1 protein-coding gene is annotated in these 23,614 nt (G+C 72.7%); it reads left to right on the forward strand.

Going from position 1 to position 23,614, the window contains the following annotated elements; all coding sequences use genetic code 11:
• The first annotated feature begins 4 nt into the window (after nucleotides 1–4).
• Nucleotides 5–23,587: a non-ribosomal peptide synthase/polyketide synthase gene (locus tag AB0C30_RS34105; RefSeq protein ID WP_357952243.1), complete on the forward strand. Its 23,583-nt coding sequence runs from the start codon at nucleotides 5–7 to the stop codon at nucleotides 23,585–23,587.
• Nucleotides 23,588–23,614: the final 27 nt, after the last annotated feature.

A 23,614-nucleotide genomic window follows, 5' to 3' on the forward strand; every position in this document is an offset into this window, starting at 1 on the left:
TTGCGTGGCGAATACCGTGAACCCAGGGCGTCCGGACGGCATAGGCGAGCGACTTGAGGCACTGCGCAGGTGGAACAACGCGACCACTCCAGAGACGATCACCACGGTCGCCGACCTGTTCACCGCACAGGTACACCGCACTCCCCACGCCCTCGCGGTGGTGGCGCCCGGCGCCCGCCTGACGTACGCCGAGCTGGGTGCCCACGTCTTCCAGCTCGCGCACCACCTGCGCGGTCGCGGCCTGGGGGCGGAGGACGTCGTGGCGGTGTCCACGCCCCGCTCCGCGGAGCTGGTCGTCGCCGTGCTGGCGGTCATGGTCGCGGGCGGCGCTTTCGTACCGGTCGAGCCGTCCTGGCCCGCGGAACGCCGAGCCAAGGTACGCGCCGAGGCCGGGGCGGTCCTGGTCATCGCCGCCCCCGGCGTGGAGACCGGTGACTCCGTCATAGAGGTGGACCTCGGCACCTGGCGCTACGGCGGCGAACCCGTCGAGCCGCCGCCGCTGCCGCCCATCAGCGGGGGACGGCTCGCGTACGTGATGTTCACCTCCGGCTCCACGGGCACCCCCAAGGGGGCGATGATCCGGCACGAGGCGATCAGCACCCGGCTGCTGTGGCAGGTCGAGGAGATCCTCGGGTTCGGGCCAGGGGACGCGTCGCTGTTCAAGGCGCCGCTGTCGTTCGACATCTCGGTCAACGAGATCCTGCTGCCGCTCGTCTCCGGCGGTTATGTGGTCGTCGCCGAGCCCGGCGGCGAACGCGACCCCCAATACCTGCTGGATCTGATCGCGGGGGAGCGGGTGACGTTCGTCTATCTGGTGTCGTCGATGCTCGACACCCTGCTGGAGATGGCCGACGGGACCTCGCTGCTGTCCGGGCTCAAGCACGTCTGGTGCGGCGGCGAGGTGCTCACGCCGGAGCTGTTCGACCGGTTCCGGAGCCGGCTGTCCACCACCCTGTACCACGGCTACGGTCCGGCCGAGGCGACCATCGGCGTCTCGCACGTCATCTACCGGGACACCGCCGAGCGCATCGCGACCTCGATCGGCCGCCCCAACCCGCACACGCAGCTCTACGTGCTCGACGACCGGCTGGAGCCGCTGCCCGTGGGTGCGGTCGGGGAGTTGTACGCGGCGGGGTTCCTGCTCGGGCGCGGCTACATCAACGCCCCCGCGCTGACCGGCTCCCGGTTCGTCGCCAACCCGTTCGGCGACGGCGGTTCCCGGATGTACCGCACCGGGGACCTGGCGCGCTGGAACGCCGACGGCTCGCTGGAGTTCGTCGGGCGGGCGGACAACCAGGTGAAGATCCGCGGCATGCGACTGGAGCCGGAGGAAGTGGAGGCCGTGCTCGCCACCTACCCGGGGGTCCGGCAGGCGGCCGTCACCGTGGGTACGAACGCGGCGGGCGTACGGCATCTCATCGGGTACGTGACCTCCCACGACGACCTTCCGGCGGCGGAACTACGGCGCTGGTGCGCCGACCGGCTGCCCGAGTACATGGTGCCGAGCGCCTTCGTCGTCCTGGACCACTTCCCGGTCACCGCCAACGGCAAGGTGGATCGCCGAGCTCTGCCGGATCCGGAGCCCGAGGTGGGTCGCCGTGCTCTGCCAGAGTCCGGCGGACAGGGCCGCGACGTGGGCGAGTCTCGGATTGAGCGGGAACGTGTTCTCTGCGAGATCTTCGCGCGGGTCCTCGGCCTCGAGGAGGTGGGGGCCGAGGAGGACTTCTTCGCGCTGGGCGGTGACAGCATCGTCGCCATCGGCGTCGTCCGGCAGGCGCGGCGCGCCGGACTCGTGGTGCGGGCGCGCGACCTGTTCGCCCATCCCACTCCCGCCGCGCTGGCGGTCACGGTGACCGAGGTCGCCTCGACCTCAGGGCCCACTACCGGTGCCGTCGGGGAGGTGCCCGCGACCCCGATCACCGAGTGGCTCCAGGCCACCGGCCCATCGATGGACGGGTTCATCCAGTCGATGACGGTCCGCACACCCGCCGGCATGACGGCCGAACAGCTCGAACGCGTCGTCGACGCCGTACTCGCGGCCCACGACCTGCTGCGGGCACGGACCGACGGCGCCTCCCCCTGGACCCTGGCGGTCCAGCCGGTGGGCTCACCCCGGGCGGGACAACTGATCACCCGCGTGGACGTGACCGACAGCAACGCGGCGCAGGTGGCGGCCGTTTTGGACAGCGAGATCACGGCGGCGGCGCGGCGGTTGGATCCGGTCGGCGGCCGGATGGTCGATCTGGTGTGGCTGGATGCCGGGCCGCACGCGCAGGGCCGGCTCGTGGTGGTGATCCATCACGTGATCGTGGACGGGGTGTCGCTCCGCGTGCTCCTGGAGGACCTCGGCCACGCCTGGGCGGCGGTACGTGACGGGCAGGCGGTGTCGCTGCCCGGCGTACCCACCTCATTCAGGCAGTGGGCGACCCTGCTGCGCGAACGTACCCGCGCGGGCGCGTTCGCCGCCGACGAGGCGTACTGGCTGCGGGCCGCGGCCACGCCGGACCCGACGCTGGGGGAGCGGCCCCTGGACCCGCGCCGTGACGTGGTGGCCGCCGAGGAGTCGCTGACGGTCACGGTCCCCTCACCCGTGGCCGCCCGGCTGCTCGGCGCGGTGCCCGCGGCCGTTCACGGTGGCGTGCACGACGTGCTGGTCGCGGCGGCGGCGATCGCCCTGGGCCGGTGGCGGGCCGGACACTGCCCGGACGCCGGTTCCGAGGTGCTGCTGGAGCTGGAGGGGCACGGGCGCGAGGAAGACGCCGTGGGGGACGTCGATCTCTCCCGTACCTTCGGCTGGTTCACCACGCTCTTCCCGGCCGTACTCGATCCGGGCCCGGCCGACGCCGCTTACGGCGACGCGGTGAAGGCGGTCAAGGAGCAGCTCCGCGCGGTCCCTGGGCGCGGGCTGAGTTACGGCGCTCTGCGTTATCTCGGCGACGATCCCCGTCCCGACCTGGCGGTGGCGCCGCAGGTGCTGTTCCACTACCTCGGGCGGTTCGCGGCCGGGTCCACCGAGGCGTGGACGGCCGTCGGTGACACCGAGATCGTGGTCGAGCGGCGCGACCCGCGCATGCCGCTGCCGCGCGTACTGGAGATCAACTCGGTCGCCGTGGACACGGCCGACGGGCCGGTGCTGGAGACGCGGTTCAGCTGGCCCGGCGGTGTGCTCGACGACGGACGGGTACGGGCGCTGGCCGACCTGTGGAGCGAAGTGCTCACCGGCATCGCCACGAGTGAGACGGTCGCCGGGCACACCCCCTCGGACTTTCCCCTCCTCACCCTGGAACCCGGTGACGTGGCCGCCATCGAGGCCGCGGCACCGGAACTGCGGGAAGTGCTTCCCCTGTCTCCGCTGCAGCTCGGCCTCTACTTCCACGCCACCTTCTCCCGCGCCGCCGACCCGTACGTCGTCCAGCAGACCATCGAGCTGACCGGCCCGCTCGACGGCGACCGGTTGCGGCTGGCGGCGGACCGGCTGATCGACCGGTATCCCAACCTGGGCGTGGCCTTCCGCACTGTCGGGGATGGACGGGTCGTGTCCGTGATCGCGGGCCGTCCGCGGGTGCCGTGGCGGGTGGAGGATCTCACCGGCACGGATGTCGCAGCCTTAGGGGCGGACGGCTTCGCGGGCCTTGGTGCCGAGGACGTCGCAGCGCGGGTGGCCGCCATCGCGGAGGCGGAGCGGTCCACGCCGTTCGATCTGGGCCGGCCTCCGTCCATGAGGTACGCGCTGCTCAGGCTCGGCGAACGGCGGCACGTGCTGATCCACACCGTGCACCACATCCTGGCCGACGGCTGGTCGGTGCCGCTGATCCTGCGCGACCTGCTGGCGCTCTACGAGGCCGAGGGACGGTCCGAGGCGTTGCCCGCGCCCGCGCAGTACCGGGAATTCCTGCGGATGCTGGCCGCGCAGGACCCTGACGTGGCGACCGAGGCATGGGCGGACGTTCTGGCTGACGTGCGGGAGCCGACCAGACTCGCCGACGCGCTGAGCACCCCTCAAGCCGGAGGGCTCGCCGACGCGCTGAGCACGCCTCAAGCCGCAGGGCTCATCGACGTGCTGGGCGCTCCCCAAGAAACCGGACTCGCCGACGAGGGTGGCGGGGGGTTCGGCCGGGTCGAGTGGGAGTTGCCCGCGGACGTCGGCGACCGGGTGCGTGACTGGGCGCGAGAGCACGGGCTGACGGTCGGCGCCGTCATCGCCGCCGCTTGGGGGATCCTCGTCGGGCGGTTGGCCGGTCGGTCCGACGTGACGTTCGGCTCGACCGTGTCCGGCCGCGGGGCGGCCGACGTCGCGGGCATCGACTCCATGGTCGGGCTGCTGATCAACACCGTTCCGGCGCGGGTACGGTGGGTGCCCGGGGACTCCCTCGCCACCGTGGTACGGCGCTTCGCCCGCGACCGGCGTGAGGTGGTGGAGCACGAGCACGTCTCGCTGGCCCGGCTGCAGCGGCGGCTGGGCGTGCCGGAGCTGTTCGACACGCTGGTGGTCATCGAGAACTACCCGGCCGAGCCCACCCCGGCGGGCGAGGTACAGATCTCGGCGGTGCACACCGTCGAGGCGCCGCACTACCCGGTGACCCTGATGGCCAGGCCGGGTGCGCGGATCGCCGTCACCCTGACCCACGACCGGCGGGTGGTCGGGGCGGATGCCGCGGCCCGGCTGGCCCGCCAGTACGAGATGGTGCTGACCGCCCTCGCCGACGACCCCGAGCGGGCCTGCGAGCGACTGGACCTGGTGACCGAGGAGGAGCGTGAGCGGCTGACGGCCGTTGGCTCCGGTGCCCCGGCTCGGGTGGGCAGCACGGTGGTGGGGCTGTTCGCGCGGCAGGTGGCCGAGCACCCGGAGCGTACGGCCATCGTCTGCGGGGAGCGCGTGCTCACCTACGCCGAGCTGGACGATCGCGCCCGGAGAGTCGGCCGGACGCTGACCCGGGCGGGGGTGCGGCGCGGCGACGTCGTCGCGGTGGCGACGAGCCGCTCGGCGGACATGGCCGTGGCTCTTCTTGCCGTCATGTGCGCCGGGGCCGCCTACCTTCCGGTCGATCCCGGCTATCCGGCGGCCCGGATCGAGTTCATGCTCGGGGACGCGCGTCCGGTGTGCGTGCTCACCGACGAGGCGAGTGCCAGGTCGCTGCCGCCGCACGACCTGCCGACGCTCACCGTACGAGCCGCCGCCGACGCCAGCGCCGACGTGCACCCCATCGCCGACGTGGCGGCCGGCCCGGGGGATGCCGTTTCTGTCGTGTACACCTCCGGCTCGACGGGTCGGCCGAAAGCGGTCGTCGGGACGCAGGAGGCGCTCGCCAACCGGCTGCTTTGGGCCGCTCAGGAGTGGGGGTCCGGCGTCCGGGTGGCGAAGAGCTCGCTGAGCTTCATCGACGGCACCACGGAACTGCTGGGCGGCCTGGTCGCCGGGGCCACGACGGTCATCGCTGACGCCACCGAGACCACCGACGGCGCCGCGCTGGCCAGGCTCGTCGAGCGGTCCGGGGCGACCCAGCTGCTCGCCGTGCCCAGCCTGGCCGGTGCGCTGGCGGACACCGAACCGGTGCGGCTCAGCGCGCTCAGCCGCTGGATCTGCAGCGGGGAACCCCTCGATCGGGCCTGCGTGAACGCGCTCCGGCAGGCGTCCCCCGACGCCCGGATCGTCAACTCCTATGGGTCTTCGGAGGTGGCGGGTGACGTACTTCAGGGCGAGGTCGAACCGGCGGGGCCGGTGACGCTGGGCAGGCCCGTGCCCGGGGCGCGGGTCTACCTGCTGGATGCCGCTCTCGACCTCGTTCCGCCCGGTGCGGTGGGGGAGATCTATGTCGGCGGGGTTCAGCTCGCTCTCGGGTACCTGGGTCAGGGCGGCGTGACGGCCACCCGCTTCGTGGCCGACCCGTACACCGACGGCGCCCGGCTCTACCGCACCGGCGACCTCGGCCGGTGGACGGCTGACGGCCGGGTCGAGTTCCTCGGCCGGGCCGACGACCAGGTGAAGATCACCGGATATCGGGTCGAACCAGGTGAACTCGAGGCCGCCCTGATGCGCCGCCCAGGCGTGGCCGACGCCGTGGTCGCCGTACGCACCACCGGCGTAAGCACGCGTTCCCTGCACGCGTACGTGGTGGCCGCCCCGGGCGAGGAGCTCGACCCCAACGCCCTTCGCGCGACCCTGCGTGCCGAGCTGCCCGCCTACCTGGTCCCCGCGACCGTGACCGTTCTGGACCGCCTGCCGACCCTGCCCAACGGCAAGCGGGACCGCCGGGCACTGCCGGACCCCGAGCCCATCGCCAGAGGCGGACTGCCGCGCACCGCCAGGGAGGCGCTGGTCTGCCGGCACTTCGGTACGGTGCTCGGCCTCGACGGCATCGGTGTCCACGACGACTTCTTCGCCGCCGGGGGAGACAGCATCCTCGCCATCCGCGTCGTCAGCCTGCTCGCCAACGACGGGATCGAGCTGACCGCAGAAGACGTCTTCCGCCTGCGCACCCCCTCCGCCATTGAGGCGCACCTGACAGGTGGCGAACCGGCGGCCCAACCGGTCCGGGCTCAACTGGACCCGGCCGAGCTGACGACCGTGTCGCTGACGCGGGCCGAGATCGACCACGTCGTGGCGAACAGCCCCGTTCCGGTGGCCGACATCTGGGCGGTCTCGCCCCTTCAGGAGGGCGTCTACTACCAGGCGGCCTACTCCGAGGGCGCCGGCACCTACATCGCGCAGAACGTGTTCGACTTCGACCACCGGCTCGACATCGAGGCCATGACCACGGCGTTCGCGGCGCTGCTGCGGCGCCATCCCACGCTGCGGGCCGGGTTCACCGGCGACGGCGTGCCCGGTGTCGTGCAGTACATCGGCGCCGAGGTCCCAGCCGAGGTCGCGGTCGTGGACCTGGCGACCGGTTCCAGAACGGATCCGTCTGCCGCCTCCGGGACGGACATGCCGCCTGGTTCCGGGACGGGCCCGTCGACCGACTCCACGACGGACCGGGCGGACGCCCTCGCCGAGCTGCTGCGGTCCGACCGGGAGGAGCCGTTCGACCTCAGTCGGCCGCCCCTGGTCCGGCTGACCGTCATCCGCCTTCCCGGCGGCCGCGACCGGTTGCTGCTGACCGCCCACTTCCTGCTCTGGGACGGCTGGTCGCGCGAGCTGGTGCTGCGTGAGCTGTTCGCGCTGTACGAGTCCCGAGGCGAGCGCGGCGCGTTGCCGCCCGCCCAGGCGGCGTTCACCGACCACCTCGCCTGGATCGCCGCCCGTGACCGCGACGCCTCCACCGCCGCCTGGGCCGCCGCGCTCGCCGACGTCTCCGGGCCGACCATCCTGGTCCCGGAGGCGGTCGGCCGGGAGCCGATCCCGTCCGAACGCGTCCTGGCCGCGCTCCCGGCCGAGGTGACGACCCGGCTGGGGGAGCAGGCCCGGCGCGGTGGCGTCACGCTCAACTCGCTGCTGACCGCCGCGCTCGGCCTCCTCCTCGGGTACGAGACCGGGCGCACCGACGTCGTGTTCGGCACGACGGTCGCGGGACGCCCCGCGGGGCTGGCCGGGATCGAGAACGTGATCGGCCTGTTCCTCAACACCGTCCCGGCCCGGGTGACGGCCTCGCCCGACCTGACGGTGATCGAGCTGGCGCGCCGGGCCCAGGAGGACCGCATCCGGCTGGCGCCGCACGAATACCTCGGGCTCGGCGACATCCAGCGCGCCGCCGGTCAGGAACAGCTCTTCGACACCCTGTACGTCCTGCAGAACTTCCTGTCCGACACCACCTTCACCGACCTGGAACGCGAGCAGGGCATCGTCGGAGTGGAGTACGTCGACACCACCCACTACCCCTACACCTGGGTGCTGACCCCCGGCGCCAACCTGCGGATCAAGCTCGAATACCGGCCCGACGCGGTGACGGAGGCGGACGCGCGGCGGCTGGTCCGGCGCTTCAGGCGGCTGCTGGAGTCGCTCGCCGACGGCCTGTCGGTCCAGGCGGGCGCGCTGGACCCGCTGCTCGACGAGGAGCGCGCCGAGCTGGCCGGGCAGTGGGCGGCCACGGAGCATCCGATCGGCGAGGCGACCATCGCCGACCTGCTCGCCGAGCGGGCCGCGAGTTGCCCGGATGATGTCGCCCTGGTGTTCGGGGAGCTGTCGCTGACCTACGCCGAGCTGGACGGCCGGATCAACCGCTGCGCCCGGCTGCTGCTGGCCAAGGGCGCCGGACCGGGCCGGATCGTGGCGCTGGGGCTGCCGCGCGGCGTCGAGATGGTGGTCGCGCTGTTCGCCGTCCTGCGTACGGGCGCCGCCTATCTCCCGCTCGACCTCGATCACCCGGTGAACCGGCTCGCCGAGATGCTCGACGACGCGCGGCCGGTGCTGCTGGTGTGCGCCGACGCGAGCACACCGCTGGCCGAGCGGCAGCGGCGGCTGGGCGGGGACTGCCTGGTGCTCGATGGCGAACCGGCCACACTGCCCGCACCCCCGCTGAGCGACGCCGAACTGGGGGCGTTCGCCGGTACGGTTCCGGGCAGGCTGGAGCATCCGGCGTACGTCATCTACACCTCCGGCTCCACCGGCCGGCCCAAGGGCGTGGTCACTCCGTACCGGGGCCTGACCAACATGCAGCTCAACCACCGGGCCGAGATCTTCGACCCGGCCGTCGCCCGCGCGCGGAGCGCCGGGCGGGAGCGGCTGCGCATCGCGCACACGGTGTCGTTCTCCTTCGACATGTCGTGGGAGGAACTGCTGTGGCTCGTCGAGGGCCACGAGGTGCACATCTGCGACGAAGAGCTGCGCCGGGACGCCGCCGCGCTGACCGCCTACTGCCGCGCGAACCGCATCGACGTGATCAACGTGACCCCCACGTACGCCCACCACCTGTTCGAGGAGGGGCTGCTCGACCGGGACGGGCACCCGCCCCGCCTGGTGCTGCTGGGCGGCGAGGCGGTCAGCGAGGCCGTCTGGGACAGGTTGAGCGAGCCGGACGGCGCCGAAGGCTACAACCTGTACGGCCCGACCGAGTACACGATCAACACCCTGGGCGCGGGCACCCGCGACAGCGCCACCCCGACCGTGGGCCGGCCCATCTGGAACACCCGCGCGTACGTGCTGGACGCCTGGCTGCGCCCGGTCCACCCCGGGGTGCTCGGCGAGCTCTACGTGACGGGCGCCGGGCTCGCGCACGGCTACCTGCACGCGCCGGGTCTGACCGCCGCGCGGTTCGTGGCGGATCCGTTCGTGCCGGGCGGGCGCATGTACCGGACCGGGGATCTCGTACGGCAGCGTCCGGACGGCAACCTCGACTTCCTCGGCCGGGTCGACGACCAGGTGAAGATCCGCGGTTACCGGGTCGAGCTCGGCGAGGTGGAGTCGGCGCTGGCCGCGCTGCCCCAGGTCCGGCAGGCCGCGGTCATCGCCCGTACCGACTCGGCGGTGACCGGCCTGAAGAAGCTGGTCGCGTATGTGGTGCCGGCGGAGGGGTCCGAGGGGGCCGCCTTAGTCGCGGACTTGCGGGCCGCGTTGGCCGAGCGGCTGCCCGGCTATATGGTCCCCGCGCTGTACGGCGTCGTCGGTGAGCTGCCGCTGACCGTCAACGGCAAGCTCGACGTCGCCGCCCTGCCCGAGCCCATAGCGCCCGTCAGCGGCGGCGACCGGCCACGCGACGACCGCGAGCGAACCCTGTGCGGCATCTACGCCGAGGTGCTCGGCCTGCCGGAGGTCGGCATAGACGACGACTTCTTCGCCCTCGGCGGCGACAGCATCTCCTCGATCGCCGTGACCGGCCGCGCGCGCAAGGCGGGCGTGCACCTCACTCCGCGCGACGTCTTCCGCCGCCGCACCGTACGGGCGCTCGCCGCGGTTGCGCCCCAGGCCGCTCCGGGCGTCGGGCCACGGGACAACGGCGAAGGTACGGTCGCGCTCACCCCGATGCTCGTCGAGACCATGCGGGCGCAGACGCCGCTGGAGCACTTCTACCAGTCGATGGTCTTCCGCACCCCGTCGGAGATGACCCGCGCGCAGCTGGAACGCGTGCTCCAAGCCGTCGGCGAACGCCACGATCTGCTGCGGGCCCGGCTCGACCGCCACGGCGACGCCGAATGGGTGCTGTCGGTGCCGCCACCGGAGGCATTCAGTGCGGCGGACGCGCTCACCCTGTCCGTCCTCGGGGACGTGGAGGAGGCCACCCGGCAGGCCGCCGACCTGCTCGACCCGGATCGCGGGATCATGTTGCGGGCAGTCTGGTTCGCCTCCGAGCCGGAGTCGGAGCCGGGTCGCCTGCTGCTGGTCATCCATCACCTGGTGATCGACGGTGTCTCCTGGCGGGTGCTCGCCGACGACCTCGCGCGGGCCTGGGCGGAGGTACGGGCGGGCCGCGAGCCCGTGCCCGACGAGGTGCCGACCTCCTTCCGTACCTGGTCGAAGCTGGTCGAGGAGGCGAGCGCGCGGGGTACGTTCCGCGACGAGCTCGACCACTGGCGGGCCGTCCTCGCCACCGAGGACCCCCGGCTGGGTACGCGCCCGCTCGACCCCGCGACCGACACGGCCGCCACCGTGGAGTCGCTGACGGTCTCGCTGCCCGGCGAGGTGAGCGCCGCCCTGCTGTCGGCCGTGCCCGCCGCGATGCACGGCGGCGTCAACGACGTCCTGCTGACCGGCTTCGCCGCCGCACTCGCCGAGTGGCGGGGTGGTGAGAGCGCCGTGGTCCTCAGCTTGGAGAGCCACGGCCGCGACGCCCTCGACGGCGTGGACCTGTCCCGTACGGTCGGCTGGTTCACCGCCATCTACCCCGTACGCCTCGACCCGGGACCGCTGAGCTGGGCGGAGGTCACTGAGGCGGGGCCCGCCCTGGCGGCGGCGGCGAAGCGGGTCAAGGAGCAGCTCCGCGCCGTACCCCGGCAGGGCCTGGGCTACGGGATCCTGCGCTATCTGGACGGCGAGGTGGACCTTCGGGGCGAGCCACCGCAGATCCTGTTCAACTACCTGGGACGGTTCGCCGCCGACGAGGGCGGGGACTGGGCGGCGGCCGGCGCGCTGCGCGAAGGTGTCCACCCGAGCAATCCCGCGATGGGACTGGAGATCAACGCGCTGGCTCAGGACGGATGGGCGGGCACGGTGTTCTCGGCCACGCTGTCCTGGCCGTCCGGCGTCATGACGGCCGCTGAGGTGGGCGAGCTGGCGGAGCTGTGGATGGCCGCGCTGACCGCCCTGACCCGGTGCGCCGAGCTCGCCGGGCGTACTCCCTCCGACTTCCCGCTGGTCGAGCTGACCCAGGGCGACGTGGACCGGCTCGCGCCGGACGGCGTGCGGGACATTCTGCCGCTGCTGCCGTTGCAGGAGGGCATGTACTTCCACGCGTCCTTCGCCGAGGACCAGACCGACACGTACATCGTGCAGCAGGTGGCCGAGCTGTCCGGCCCGGTCGACCGGGCGGCGTTGCGCCGCGCCGTGGAAGCGGTGGTCCAGCGGCACGACGCCCTGCGCGCCTGCTTCCAGGAGATGGCCGACGGCCGGGTGGTCCAGGTGATCGCCGGTGCCGTGGAGGTGCCGTGGCGCGAGGTGGACCTGACCGGTCTGGACGCGGCGGCGGCGAGCGAGCGGCTGGCCGAGGTCACGGCCGCCGAGCTGGCCGAGCCCTTCGACCTGTCGGCCGCGCCCCTGCTCCGCTACGCGCTGGTCTCGCTCGGTCCCACCGAACATCGGCTCGTGGAGACCATGCACCACATCCTCGCCGATGGCTGGTCGTACCCGCTGGTGTTCGGCGACCTGCTGGAGTCCTACGAGCGCGGCCGGTCCGGAAGCGGGTACGACCTGCCCGCCCCGGCGGTGACGTTCCGCGACCATGTCGAGGCGATGGCCGCCCTGGACCGCGTACGGGCCCGCGAGGTGTGGGCCCGCGCGCTGTCCGGCATCGACTCCGCCACCCGCCTGGTCGGCGCCGCGCAGGGGGAGGCCGCGCAGGGGGAGGCCGTCCAGGGGCAGGCCGTCCAGGGACAGAAGGTGTCGCGGCACGACAGCGTCCATGTCGCGCTGCCCGCCGAGCGCACGGGCGCCCTCGTCGAGGCCGCCCGCGAGCAGGGGGTGACCCTCAGTACGTTCGTGCATGGCGCCTGGGGTCTGCTGCTCGGCAGGCTGCTCGGGCGGGAGCGGGTGGTGTTCGGCTCCACGGTGTCGGGGCGGGGCGGAGAGCTGCCCGGCGTCGAGTCGATCGTCGGCCTCCTGATCAACACCGTTCCGGTGCCGATGTCCTGGAGTCCCGGTGACACGCTGCGGCAGGTGCTCGCCCGGCTGCAGGAGCAGCAGACGGATCTGCTGGACGTTCAGCAGGTGGGGCTCGGGGAGCTCGCCGCCGTGGCGGGGGTCCGGGAGTTCTTCGACACGATGGTGGTGGTGGAGAACTTCCCCGCCGTGCGGGCCGGTGCGGGGGATGGGCTGAGCGTGCTGGGGTTCACCGGCACTGATGCGCCGCACTATCCGGTCTCGCTGGTGGCCTTCCCCGGGGAGCGGCTGACGCTGGAGATCAAGTACGACGTCGAGCTGGTCGGGGAACGGGCGGCCCGTCGGCTGCTCGACCAGGTGGGACGTGTCCTCGATCAGCTGGCCACCGCGCCGAGCACGCCGGTCTCGCGGCTGGACGTGCTGGTGGCGGGCGGCTTGACGCTCGCCGACGCGTACGCCGCCGCACCCGTCCGGCCGGGCTCCATAGCCGTCACCTCGGGCGACACAATGCTCACGCACACCGAGCTGGACGCGGCCGCCAACCGGCTGGCCCGCGCGCTGGCCGCCGGGGGCGTACGGCCGGAGTCGCGGGTCGCCGTCGCGCTGCCCCGCTCGGCGGACCTCGTCGTCGCCCTGCTCGCGGTCGTGAAGGCGGGCGGCTGCTACGTACCGCTGGACATCAGCGCCCCGGCCGGACGACTGAGCCACATCCTCGCCGACTCGGCCCCCGTATGCCTGCTGACCGACACCGCGACGCTGGACTCGCTGCCCCCCGTCACGGTGCCGGTCATGCTGCTGGACGATCCGCGCCTCCTCGCGGACCACTCCTCCGCCCCGCCGCCCCTGGTCCCGTCGGCGGCGGCTGACAACGCGGCGTACGTCATCTACACCTCGGGTTCGACGGGCTTGCCCAAGGGTGTGGCGGTGACCCATCGCAACGTGCTGTCGCTGTTCGCGGCGGCTGGGGAGCTGTTCGACTTCGGTCCCTCTGACGTGTGGACCATGTTCCACTCGTACGCGTTCGACTTCTCGGTGTGGGAGCTCTGGGGCGCGCTGCTGCACGGCGGTCGCCTGGTCGTCGTCGACCGCGACGTGGCCCGCGACCCGCGCCGCTTCCTGGCGCTGCTGGAACGCGAGCACGTGACCGTACTGAACCAGACGCCGTCCGCGTTCTACCCGCTGATGGAGGCCGAACGGGAGCGGCCGGGCGAGCTCGCGCTGCGGTACGTGGTGTTCGGCGGCGAGGCGCTGGACCTCGCGCGTCTGGCGCCCTGGTATCAGGGTCACCCGGACGGAGCGCCGCGCCTGGTGAACATGTACGGGATCACCGAGACCTGTGTGCACGTGTCGTTCCGTGCGCTGACCTCGGCCGACGCTGAAGACGCGAGCGGTGACAGCGTCGTCGGCGGGCCGCTGCCCGGTCTCGGCGTACACCTGCTCGACGACCGTCTCCAGCCGGTCCCGCCGGGGGTCACCGGCGAGATCTATGTCGCGGGCGATCAGCTCGCTCGCGGCTACCTCGATCGCCCCGGCCTGACCGCCGAGCGCTTCGTGGCGCACACTGGCGGCACCCGCCTCTACCGCAGCGGCGACCTCGCGCGGTGGACTCCCGACGGCGATCTGGTCTACGTGGGCCGCTCCGACCAGCAGGTCAAGGTACGGGGATACCGCATCGAACCCGGCGAGATCGAGTCCGCGCTGCGCACGCTGGACGGAGTCGTGAACGCCGCCGTCACCGTGCGGGAGGACGAGCCGGGACGGCGGCGGCTGGTGGCGTACCTGGTCGTGCGGAACGGGGCGCGTCTCGGTGCCGCCGAGGCCCACGCCCACCTGGCTGAGAGGTTGCCCGGCTACATGATCCCGTCGGCGTTCGTCCCACTCGACGCGCTGCCACTCACGGTGAACGGAAAGCTCGACCGCACGGCCCTGCCCGCCCCTTCGCCCGCCCAAGCCGCCGTCGTTGGCGACGCTGGGGGGTCGCCTGTGGCGGTGTTGCGGGCGCTGTACGCGGAGGTTCTGCGGCTGGACGGTGTGGGCCCCGACGACGACTTCTTCGTGCTCGGGGGTGACAGCATCATCGCCATCCAGCTGGTCAACCTGGCTCGGCGCCGGTCATTGCGGCTGTCCCCCCGTGACGTGTTCGTCCACCGCACTCCGGCCGCGCTCGCTGAGGCGATCGGCCATGGTGCTCAGGGTGTGGTTGCCGGGGGGATCGGCCACGGTGAGCGTGGTGCGGTCGGCCATGGTATGCGGGGCGCGCTTGCTGGGGCGGTCGGCCACGGTGGCGCGGACACCGGCCCCGGCCGGGCGCCGGACGGGCTCGCGTCCGGCGCTGGCTGGGAGCCGGACGAGGTCGTGTCCGATGGGGTGGGCGAGGTCATGCTGATGCCGATCGTGCATCGGCTGGCCGAGTTGGGCGGGCGGATCTCCCGGCTGAACCAGTCCGAGCTGCTGTTCACCCCACCGGGCGCGACCCACGAGCAGATCGTCGCGCTGATCCACGCGCTCGTCAGGCGCCACGACGCGCTCCGGCTGCGGCTGCATCGGCCGTCTCCACTGCTGTGGTCCCTGGAGGTCCGCCCGGCCACCGACATCCCCGGCGCCGCCGACATTCCCGGTCCCGCTGGTGTCTCCGGCCTCGCTGGTGTCTCCGGTCCGGTTGGTGTTTCCGGTTCGGCCAGTGGCTCCGATCTCACTGGTGCCTCGGAACCTGCCGATGCCTCCGACCCGGCCGTGACCTCGGTCGACGCGGTGGGTCTCGACGACGACGCCCTGCGCGCCCTGGTCGCCGCCCAGTCCGACGCCGCCGCCGATCGGCTGGACCCCGACGGCGGTCACGTACTGCGGGCGGTGTGGTTCGATCGGGGGCCCGAGCACCAGGGCAGGCTGCTGCTCGTCGCGCACCACCTGGTGGTCGACGGGGTCTCGTGGCGGATCCTGACCGACGACCTGCGACAGGGCTGGGACGCCGTGAGCACCGGGCGCCGCGTCCGGCTCGAACCGGTCGGCACGTCCCTGCGAGCCTTCGCGCGGTCCATTACCGAGAACGCCACCCAGGCGGCCCGGCTCGCCGAGTTCGAGCACTGGACGACGACCCTGGCACCGGGGGGCGAACTCGACCCGTCAACCCCGGCCATCGGCCTGACAGCGGGCCAAACCCGAGACCACGTCGTGCGCCTGCCCCCCGAGGTGACCGCACCGCTGCTGGCCACCATGTCGTCCGCTCCCGAGGCCGAGGTGGCCACACCACTGCTGGCCACCGCGTCGGCCGCCCCCGTCGCCGATGTGACCGCTGTGCTCGTTGCCGCGCTGCATCTCGCCGTGTCGCGCTGGCGTGTGACGTGTGGCGGCGAGCCCGGGGCGCCGCTGGTGATCGACCTGGAGCGGCACGGGCGTGAGCAGATCTCCGACGAAGACGACCTGTCCAGGACCGTGGGGTGGTTCACCGCCATCGCCCCTGTACGCCTGCCCGCCGTTACCGGTGGCCCCCGAGACGTACTCGGCGACGTGGGCCACGCGCTGCGAGCCGCTCCGGACCGGGGCCTGGGGTACGGGCAGTTGCGTTACTGCAACGCGCGCACCGCGCCCGCGCTCGCCCGGCTGGGAACACCCCAACTGCTCTTCAACTACCTCGGCCGATTCCCCACCGGGGGATCCGGCGACTGGGACTCCGCACCCGAGGCGACGGCGCTGCGCGTACACCCGGACCCCGACCTGGGCACCCCGTACCTGCTGGAGATCAACGTCGCCTGCCACGACACGGCGGCAGGGCCAGAGCTGCATGCCGTGTTCACCTACGCGGACGGCGGGCTCGCCGCGGCCGACGTGGACACGCTCGCCGACGGCTGGGTGACGGCCGCCCGCGAGCTGGCCGCCGCATCCTCCGGTTCCGCCTCCCCCGGTTCGGCCCCACCTGGCTCCGCGTCCTCCGGCCCTGGGTCGTCCGAGCCCGGTGGGACCGCCCGGCCCACCCTGGTCACCCACCCCACCCTCACCCCCGATGAGATCGATCGGGTGGTCGCCGCAGCCCCGGTCGACGTACAGGACATCTGGCCCCTGTCGCCGCTCCAAGAGGGCCTGTACTTCCAGGCGGGCTACGCGGGTGACGCCGACGTGTACGTGGCGCAGAACGCGTTCGACTTCGCCGGGCGGCTCGACGTCGCGGCCCTCCGCCGCGCCTACGCCACTGTGCTCGACCGGCACGCGGCCATGCGGCTCGGCTTCACCGCCGAAGGCACGACCCGGCCCGTCGCCCTGGTCGGGACCGGGCTGGACAGCTCGGTCGGCGTGGTTGACCTGTCGGACGTGGCCGACGGCGACCCGGACGTGGCCGACGGCGACTCGGACGTCGTTTACGGCGACTCGGGAGCGGCCCACGACGACTTGGGAGCAGTCGACAACGGCTCGGGAGCGGTCGGCGATGGCCGGCTCCGGGCGCTGATGGAGGAGGATCGTCGGCGGCCGTTCGACCTGGCCCGGCCGCCGCTGTGTCGCCTGACCGTGGTCCGGCTGCCCGGCGGGCGCGACCGGCTGCTGCTCACGTACCACCTGCTGCTGTGGGATGGATGGTCGCGGGAGCTGGTGCTGCGCGAGCTGTTCGGCCAGTACGCCCTCGCCCGCGACAACCGCCCGACCCCGGAGACCGCCGAGCAGACGGCGACGTCCATCGACTACCCCGCCCCGCGACAGGGAGGGGAGACGGCGATGTCCACCGACCACCCCGCCCTGCCGCCAACCGAACAGACGGCGACGTTCATCGACTACCTTGCCTGGCTGGGGCGGCAGGACACGGACGCGTCCGCGCGGGCGTGGGCGCGGGCGCTGGCCGGGGTCGAGGAGCCGACCATCCTGTTCCCGGCGGCCGCAGGGACCGCGCCGGTGCCGGCCACCAGCCTGTCGTTCCGGTTGACCCGGGAGCAGACCGGGCGCGTCACCGACCGGGCGCGCCGGGGCGGGGTGACGCTCAACGCGCTGCTCAGTACGGCGCTGGCCATGGTGCTCAGTCATGCCTCCGGCCGCCAGGAGGCCGTGTTCGGGACGACCGTCGCCGGACGGCCGACCGAGCTGGACGGCATCGACTCGGTGATCGGGGTCTTCCTCAACACCGTTCCGGTCCATGTCCGGCTGGCTCCGGGCGAGCCCGCGCTGGAGGTCATGCGGCGGGTGCAGGCCGACCGCGTGGAGATGATGCCGCACGAGTACCTCGGCCTGGGCGACATCCAGCGCGCGGCCGGCCGTGACCAGCTCTTCGACAGCCTGTACGTCCTGCAGAACTTCCTCGACGACGACACCTTCACCGACCTGGAGCAGGAGCACGGCATCGTCGGCGTGCGGAGTGTGGACGCCACGCACTACCCGCTCACCTGGGTGGCCACGCCGGGGGCGCGGCTGGCGGTGCGGCTGGAGTACCGCGCCGATGTGGTCGCGCCCGAGCAGGCGCGGGCCCTGCTGTCCCGGCTGGAGCAGGTACTGCTCCACCTCTCCGAGCATCCCGCCACGACCGTGGCCGACGTGCCCGTCATCCTCCCGTACGAGCGTGCGGCGCTGGAGGCCGGATGGGACGCCGTCACCCATCCCATCGGCGCCGAGACCATCGCGGAGCTGATGGAAGCCCAGGCCCGGCGGACACCGGACGCCGCCGCGCTCACCTCAGGCGCGCGGACGCTGACCTACGCCGAGCTCGACGCGCGGGTGAACCAGCTCGCGCGCCTGCTGCTCGACCGGGGAGCGGGCCCCGAGCGGATCATCGCGCTGGCCGTGCCCCGGTCCATCGACATGGTGGCGGCGTTGTTCGCGGTCCTCCGCACCGGGGCCGCCTACCTTCCCCTCGAACTGGACCATCCCGACGACCGTCTGCTGGCGATGCTGGCCGATGCCGGGCCGGTCCTGCTGGTCACCACCGAAGAGGTGGCGCCCCGGCTCGCCGCCCACCCCGTGCCGGTGCTGTGCCTGGACGGCGCTGACGGGCGTACCGGATCGGCGGACCCGATTGAGGACCACGAGCTGGGTGACTTCGCGCCCGGCAGTCCGGGACGGCTCGACCACCCGGCGTACGTCATCTACACCTCCGGCTCCACCGGACGGCCCAAGGGCGTGGTCACCCCGTACCGGGGGCTGACGAACATGCAGCTCAACCACCGCGAGGCCATCTTCGCCCCCACGGTCGCCGCCGCCGGGAACCGGATCCTCACGATCGCGCACACGGTCTCGTTCTCGTTCGACATGTCGTGGGAGGAGCTGTTGTGGCTGGTCGAGGGCCATCACGTGCACATCTGCGACGAGAAGCTGCGCCGAGACGCCCGCGCGCTCGTCGCGTACTGCGACCGGCACCGCGTCGACGTCGTCAACGTGACCCCGACCTACGCCCAGCACCTGCTCGACCAGGGGCTGCTCGACGGCGCGCGGTATGGGGGGCCGCCCGGTTCGTACCGTCCGGCTCTGGTGCTGCTCGGTGGCGAGGCGGTGCCGCAGACGTTGTGGAACGCGCTGAGCGAGGCCGAGGGGGTGGCGGGTTACAACCTGTACGGTCCGACCGAGTACACGATCAACACCCTCGGCGCGGGCACCGAGGACAGCGCGGGCACCACGGTCGGCCGGCCCATCTGGAACACCCGCGGCTACGTGCTGGACGCCGCTCTACGGCCGGTGCCCGTGGACGTGCCCGGCGAGCTGTACATCAGCGGGGCGGGGCTGGCGCGTGGATATCTCGACCGCGCCGGGCTGACCGCCTCGCGATTCGTGGCGGATCCGCATAGGCGTGGCGGGCGGATGTACCGTACGGGCGACCTGGTACGTGCCCGTGCCGACGGGAACCTCGATTTCCTGGGCCGTACTGACGATCAGGTCAAGATCCGCGGTTATCGGGTGGAACCGGCGGAGGTCGAGGCCGCCGTGACGGCACGGCCGGGCGTGCACCAGAGCGCGGTGCTCGCGGTTCCCGGCCCGTCGGGTGGCAAGCGGTTGGTGGCCTATGTCGTTCCCGAGGAGCCCGGTGACGAGGACTCGCTGCTCGTGGCCGTCCATCGTGAGCTGAAGTCGGTGCTGCCCGGGTACATGGTGCCGTCGGCCTTCGCGGTCGTGGAGGCGCTGCCGTTGACGATCAACGGCAAGCTGGACACCGCCGCGCTGCCCGCACCGCGGTCGCTGCCGTCGAGTTCGAGGGCGCCGGCGGGTGAGCTGGAACGGCGGCTGTGCGAACTGTTCGGCGAGGTCCTCGGTGATCTCGGCGGGTTCGGCGCTGAGGACGACTTCTTCGACCGGGGTGGGCACTCCCTGCTCGCCATCCAGCTGTTCGGGCTGGTGCGTGCGGCTTTGGGCGTCGAACTGTCGTTGCGTGACCTGTTCGACACGCGAACGCCCGCGCGCCTGGCCGCCCGTCTCGCCGACCGAGCCGGGACCGCACCCCCCGAGCTCACCTCCCGCCCGCGGCAGGGGCGCCCACCGCTGTCGGCGGCCCAGGAACGGCTCTGGCTGCTCCAGCAACTGGACCCCACCTCGACGGCGTACAACTACCCGCTGCTCGTCCGCCTCCGCGGATCCGTTGACCACGACGCCCTCCGGGCCGCGCTCGGAGACGTCGTGACGCGGCACGAGGTGCTGCGGACGCTGGTCACGGTCATGGACGACCAGCCGTTCCAGGACGTACTCGATCCGTCCCCGATCGAAGTCGCGGTCATGGACCGCCCGGCCGCCGAGACCGGGAGCGTGGTGTCGGCGGCGGTGGCCCGACCCTTCGACCTGGCCGCGGACCCGCCGTTGCGGGTCACCCTGATTCAAGAGCAGGACACCGGGGACAGCGTGCTGGCCCTGATCCTGCACCACATCGCCATGGACGAGTGGTCCGACCGGCCGCTGCTGCGCGACCTCGACACCGCCTATGCCGCACGGCGGGCCGGTCATGCCCCGCAGTGGGAGCCGCTGCCGGTGCAGTACGCGGACTACACCCTGTGGCAGCGCGAACTGCTCGGCGACCCCGGGAACCCGGCCGGCAGGCACGCCGCCGAGCGGACCTACTGGCAGGAACGCCTGCGCGGCCTACCGGACGAGATCCCCCTCCCCGCCGACCGGCCCCGGCAGGCCCGCGCCGCCCGCCGGGCCGGTCGAGTGTCCGCGCCTCTCTCGCCGGGGCTGATCGACCCGCTGCGGGAGCTCGGCAGGACCGAGTCGGCGAGCCTGTTCATGGTGCTGCACGCCGCACTCGCTACCTTGCTGCACCGCCTCGGCGCCGGTACCGACGTCCCGATCGGCAGCCCGACCTCGGGCCGCGCCGACGCGGTGCTGAACGACCTGGTCGGGTTCTTCGTCAACACCGTCGTACTGCGCGCCGACCTTTCCGGCTCGCCGTCCTTCACCGAGCTGTTGCGCCGGGTGCGCGAGACGGACCTGGCCGCGTTCGAGCACGCCAACGTGCCCTTCCAGCAGGTCGTCGAGGTGGTCAATCCGGTACGCGAGCAGGGTCGCAACCCGCTGTTCCAGGTGATGATCGGCTTCCTGCATCGGCCGGGCGGCCAGGACACCGTCCTGGGCCTGCCCACCGGCGAGGTGCCCTCCTCCTTCGCTGATCCGAAGGTCGAGCTGAACTTCACCTTCGTCGACGCCGGACCACGACAGCCGGTCGAACTCACCCTGGAGTACGACGCCGGACGCTTCCACGACCACACCGCCCGGCGCCTGCTCGACCGCCTCATGGTGCTGCTCGACGGACTCGCGGCCCGGCCGGACCAGCCGGTCGACACGGCCCCGATCCTCGCCGCGAGCGACCTCGACGACCTCGCCAGGTGGCGGTCAGGCGGGCCGGTGGAACGGGGTGATCTGTCCTGGTACGCGCGGTTCTCCGCACGCGCGAAGGCGGTGCCCGACGCGGATGCCTGCGTGTCGGGCGGTCGGACGATGAGCTACGCCGAGCTCGACGCGGCCTCGAACGCGTTCGCCGCCAGGCTCGCCGACCTTGGCGTCGGCCCGGAGAGCCTGGTCGGGCTGGCCCTGCCGCGCTCGGCCGACCTGCTGGCGGCCGTGCTGGGTGTCGCCAAGGCGGGGGCCGCGTACCTGCCGCTCGACCCCGCGTTCCCGGCCGACCGCCTGCGATTCATGATCGATGACGCCCGGCCCGCCGTCGTGGTCATCGACGAGTGTTCGCGTGAGCTGTTCCCCGTCCTGCCTGACGGTACGTCTCTTATCGACCTCCCGTCCGCGAGCCCCTTCCAACCCATCTCGCCCATGCGTCCCGTTCACCCCGTCTCGCCCGATCCGGACGCCGCCGCGTACGTCATCTACACCTCGGGATCCACCGGCAGGCCCAAGGGCGTGGTCGTCACCCATCGCGACCTGGAGACCTTCCTCGCCGCCGTGGCCGCCGCCGTCCCGATCGGCGACTCCGATCGCCTGCTCGCCGTCACCACCCTGTCCTTCGACATCTCCGTACTCGAGCTGATGGCGCCCCTACGCGCCGGCGGGTGCGTGGTGATGGCCACGGAGGAGCAGGTACGCGACCCGCGACTGCTCGCCGCACTGGCCGAGGCCGAACAGGTCACGGTCATGCAGGCGACCCCGTCCCTGTGGTCGGCGCTGACACAGTCGCCGGGCGCCGACCTCGGCGGTGTGCGGGCGCTGGTCGGCGGCGAGGCGCTCCCGCCCCCGCTGGCCCGGGAGCTGGCGGCCAGAGCCCGGAGCGTGACGAACCTGTACGGACCCACGGAAGCGACCGTCTGGGCGACATTCGCCGCTGTGGATACCGACTGGTGCGACCGCCCCACGATCGGCCGCCCCCTGCCGGGCACCACGGTCCACCTCCTGGACGCGGCCCTGTGCCCGGTGCCTCCCGGCGCCGTCGGTGAGCTGTATCTCGGTGGGGCCCAGATCACCAGGGGATACCTGGGCCGCCACGGTCTCACCGCGTCCCGGTTCGTCGCCGATCCGTACGCGCACGGCGCCCGCCTCTACCGCACCGGCGACCTCGCCCGCTGGACCGGTGACGGCTCGCTGGAGTTCCTCGGCCGCTCGGACCAGCAGGTCAAGGTGCGCGGCTTCCGCATCGAGCCGGGCGAGATCGAGTCGGTCGCGGCCGATCATCCCGCCGTCCGGCAGGTCGCGGTGGCCGTCCGCCAGGACGCGCAGGGCGAAACCCGCATCCTCGCGTACGTCACCACCGGCGACGGCTCATCGGCACCGCCGCTGCGGGAGTACCCCGCCATCAGCGACGCCTCATCGACGCCACCGTTGCGGGAGTACCTCGCCCGGCGCCTGCCGTCGTACATGGTCCCCTCGGTCGTGACGGTGCTCGACGAGCTGCCGCTCACCCCGAACGGCAAGGTGGACCGCGCGGCCCTGCCGGACGTCGACTTCGCCCGGCTGACCACCCCCGCCGCGCCGCGCTCGCGTACCGAGGCGGCCGTCTGCGCCGTCATCGCGGAGGTGCTGGGGCTCGACTCGGTCGGCGTGGACGACGACTTCTTCGTCCTCGGCGGCCACTCCCTGCTGCTGGTACGGCTGGCCGCGGCCCTGCGCCGGGAACTCGGCACCGACCTCCCGATAGCGGAGCTGTTCACGACACCCACGGCCGCCACCCTCGCCCAGCGCATCGCCGACGCGTCCCCCTCCGACGCCCCGACCGCCAGCGACGCGATGGCCCCGCTGCTGGTCCTGCGGGCTGGCGGCACCCGGCCACCGCTGTTCTGCCTGCCGCCCGCCAGCGGCCTGAGCTGGCAGTTCGCCGGGCTCAAGCGCTACCTGCCCGAAGACGTACCCCTCTATGGGCTGCAGTCGCCCCTCCTGAGCCGTACCACCCACCTGCCCGCGACGATGCTCGAGCTGGTCAAGGAGTACGCCGGGCTGATCGACCGGACCGCACCCGAGGGGCCCGTCAGCCTGCTCGGCTGGTCGTTCGGCGGTGCGGTGGCCCACCAGATGGGGGTGCGCTTGGCGGCCGGTGGGCGCGAGGTCGCGTTCCTCGGCATGCTCGACACGCGGAAGGACTTCGCCGAGAGGCCCGAAGGCGCAGGGGACCGGTCGTCGGCGATCGCCGACCTGCTGACCGAGATGGGCTGCCAGGTGCCGGAAGGGCGGCGGGCCACGCTGTCGATCGCCGACGCGGTCGGGTTCGTCCGGGATCTGGGCGGCGGCGTGGCCGCGCTGGAGGACGCCCAGATCGCTCGGGTGGTGGAGAACTACCTGGCCAGCGACCGCCTGATGGAGCGGGCCGTGTACGGCGTCTTCCCCGGAGACGTGGTCTTCGTCGACGCGACCGTACCGGAGCAGGGGTTCGCGGGGACGGCCTCCGAGCAGTGGAGCGGGTACGTCGGGGGAGAGCTACGGACGTTCGCCGTCGAGTGCGGGCATTCCGAACTGCTGGACACCCGCACTCTGGAGACCTTGGGCCCGCTGATCGCCCGCCACCTCTCCCGGTGAGGCCGGGTGGGAGCTCAGGTGGGAGCA

The sequence above is a fragment of the Nonomuraea sp. NPDC048901 genome (assembly GCF_040649695.1).
Lineage (GTDB): Bacteria > Actinomycetota > Actinomycetes > Streptosporangiales > Streptosporangiaceae > Nonomuraea.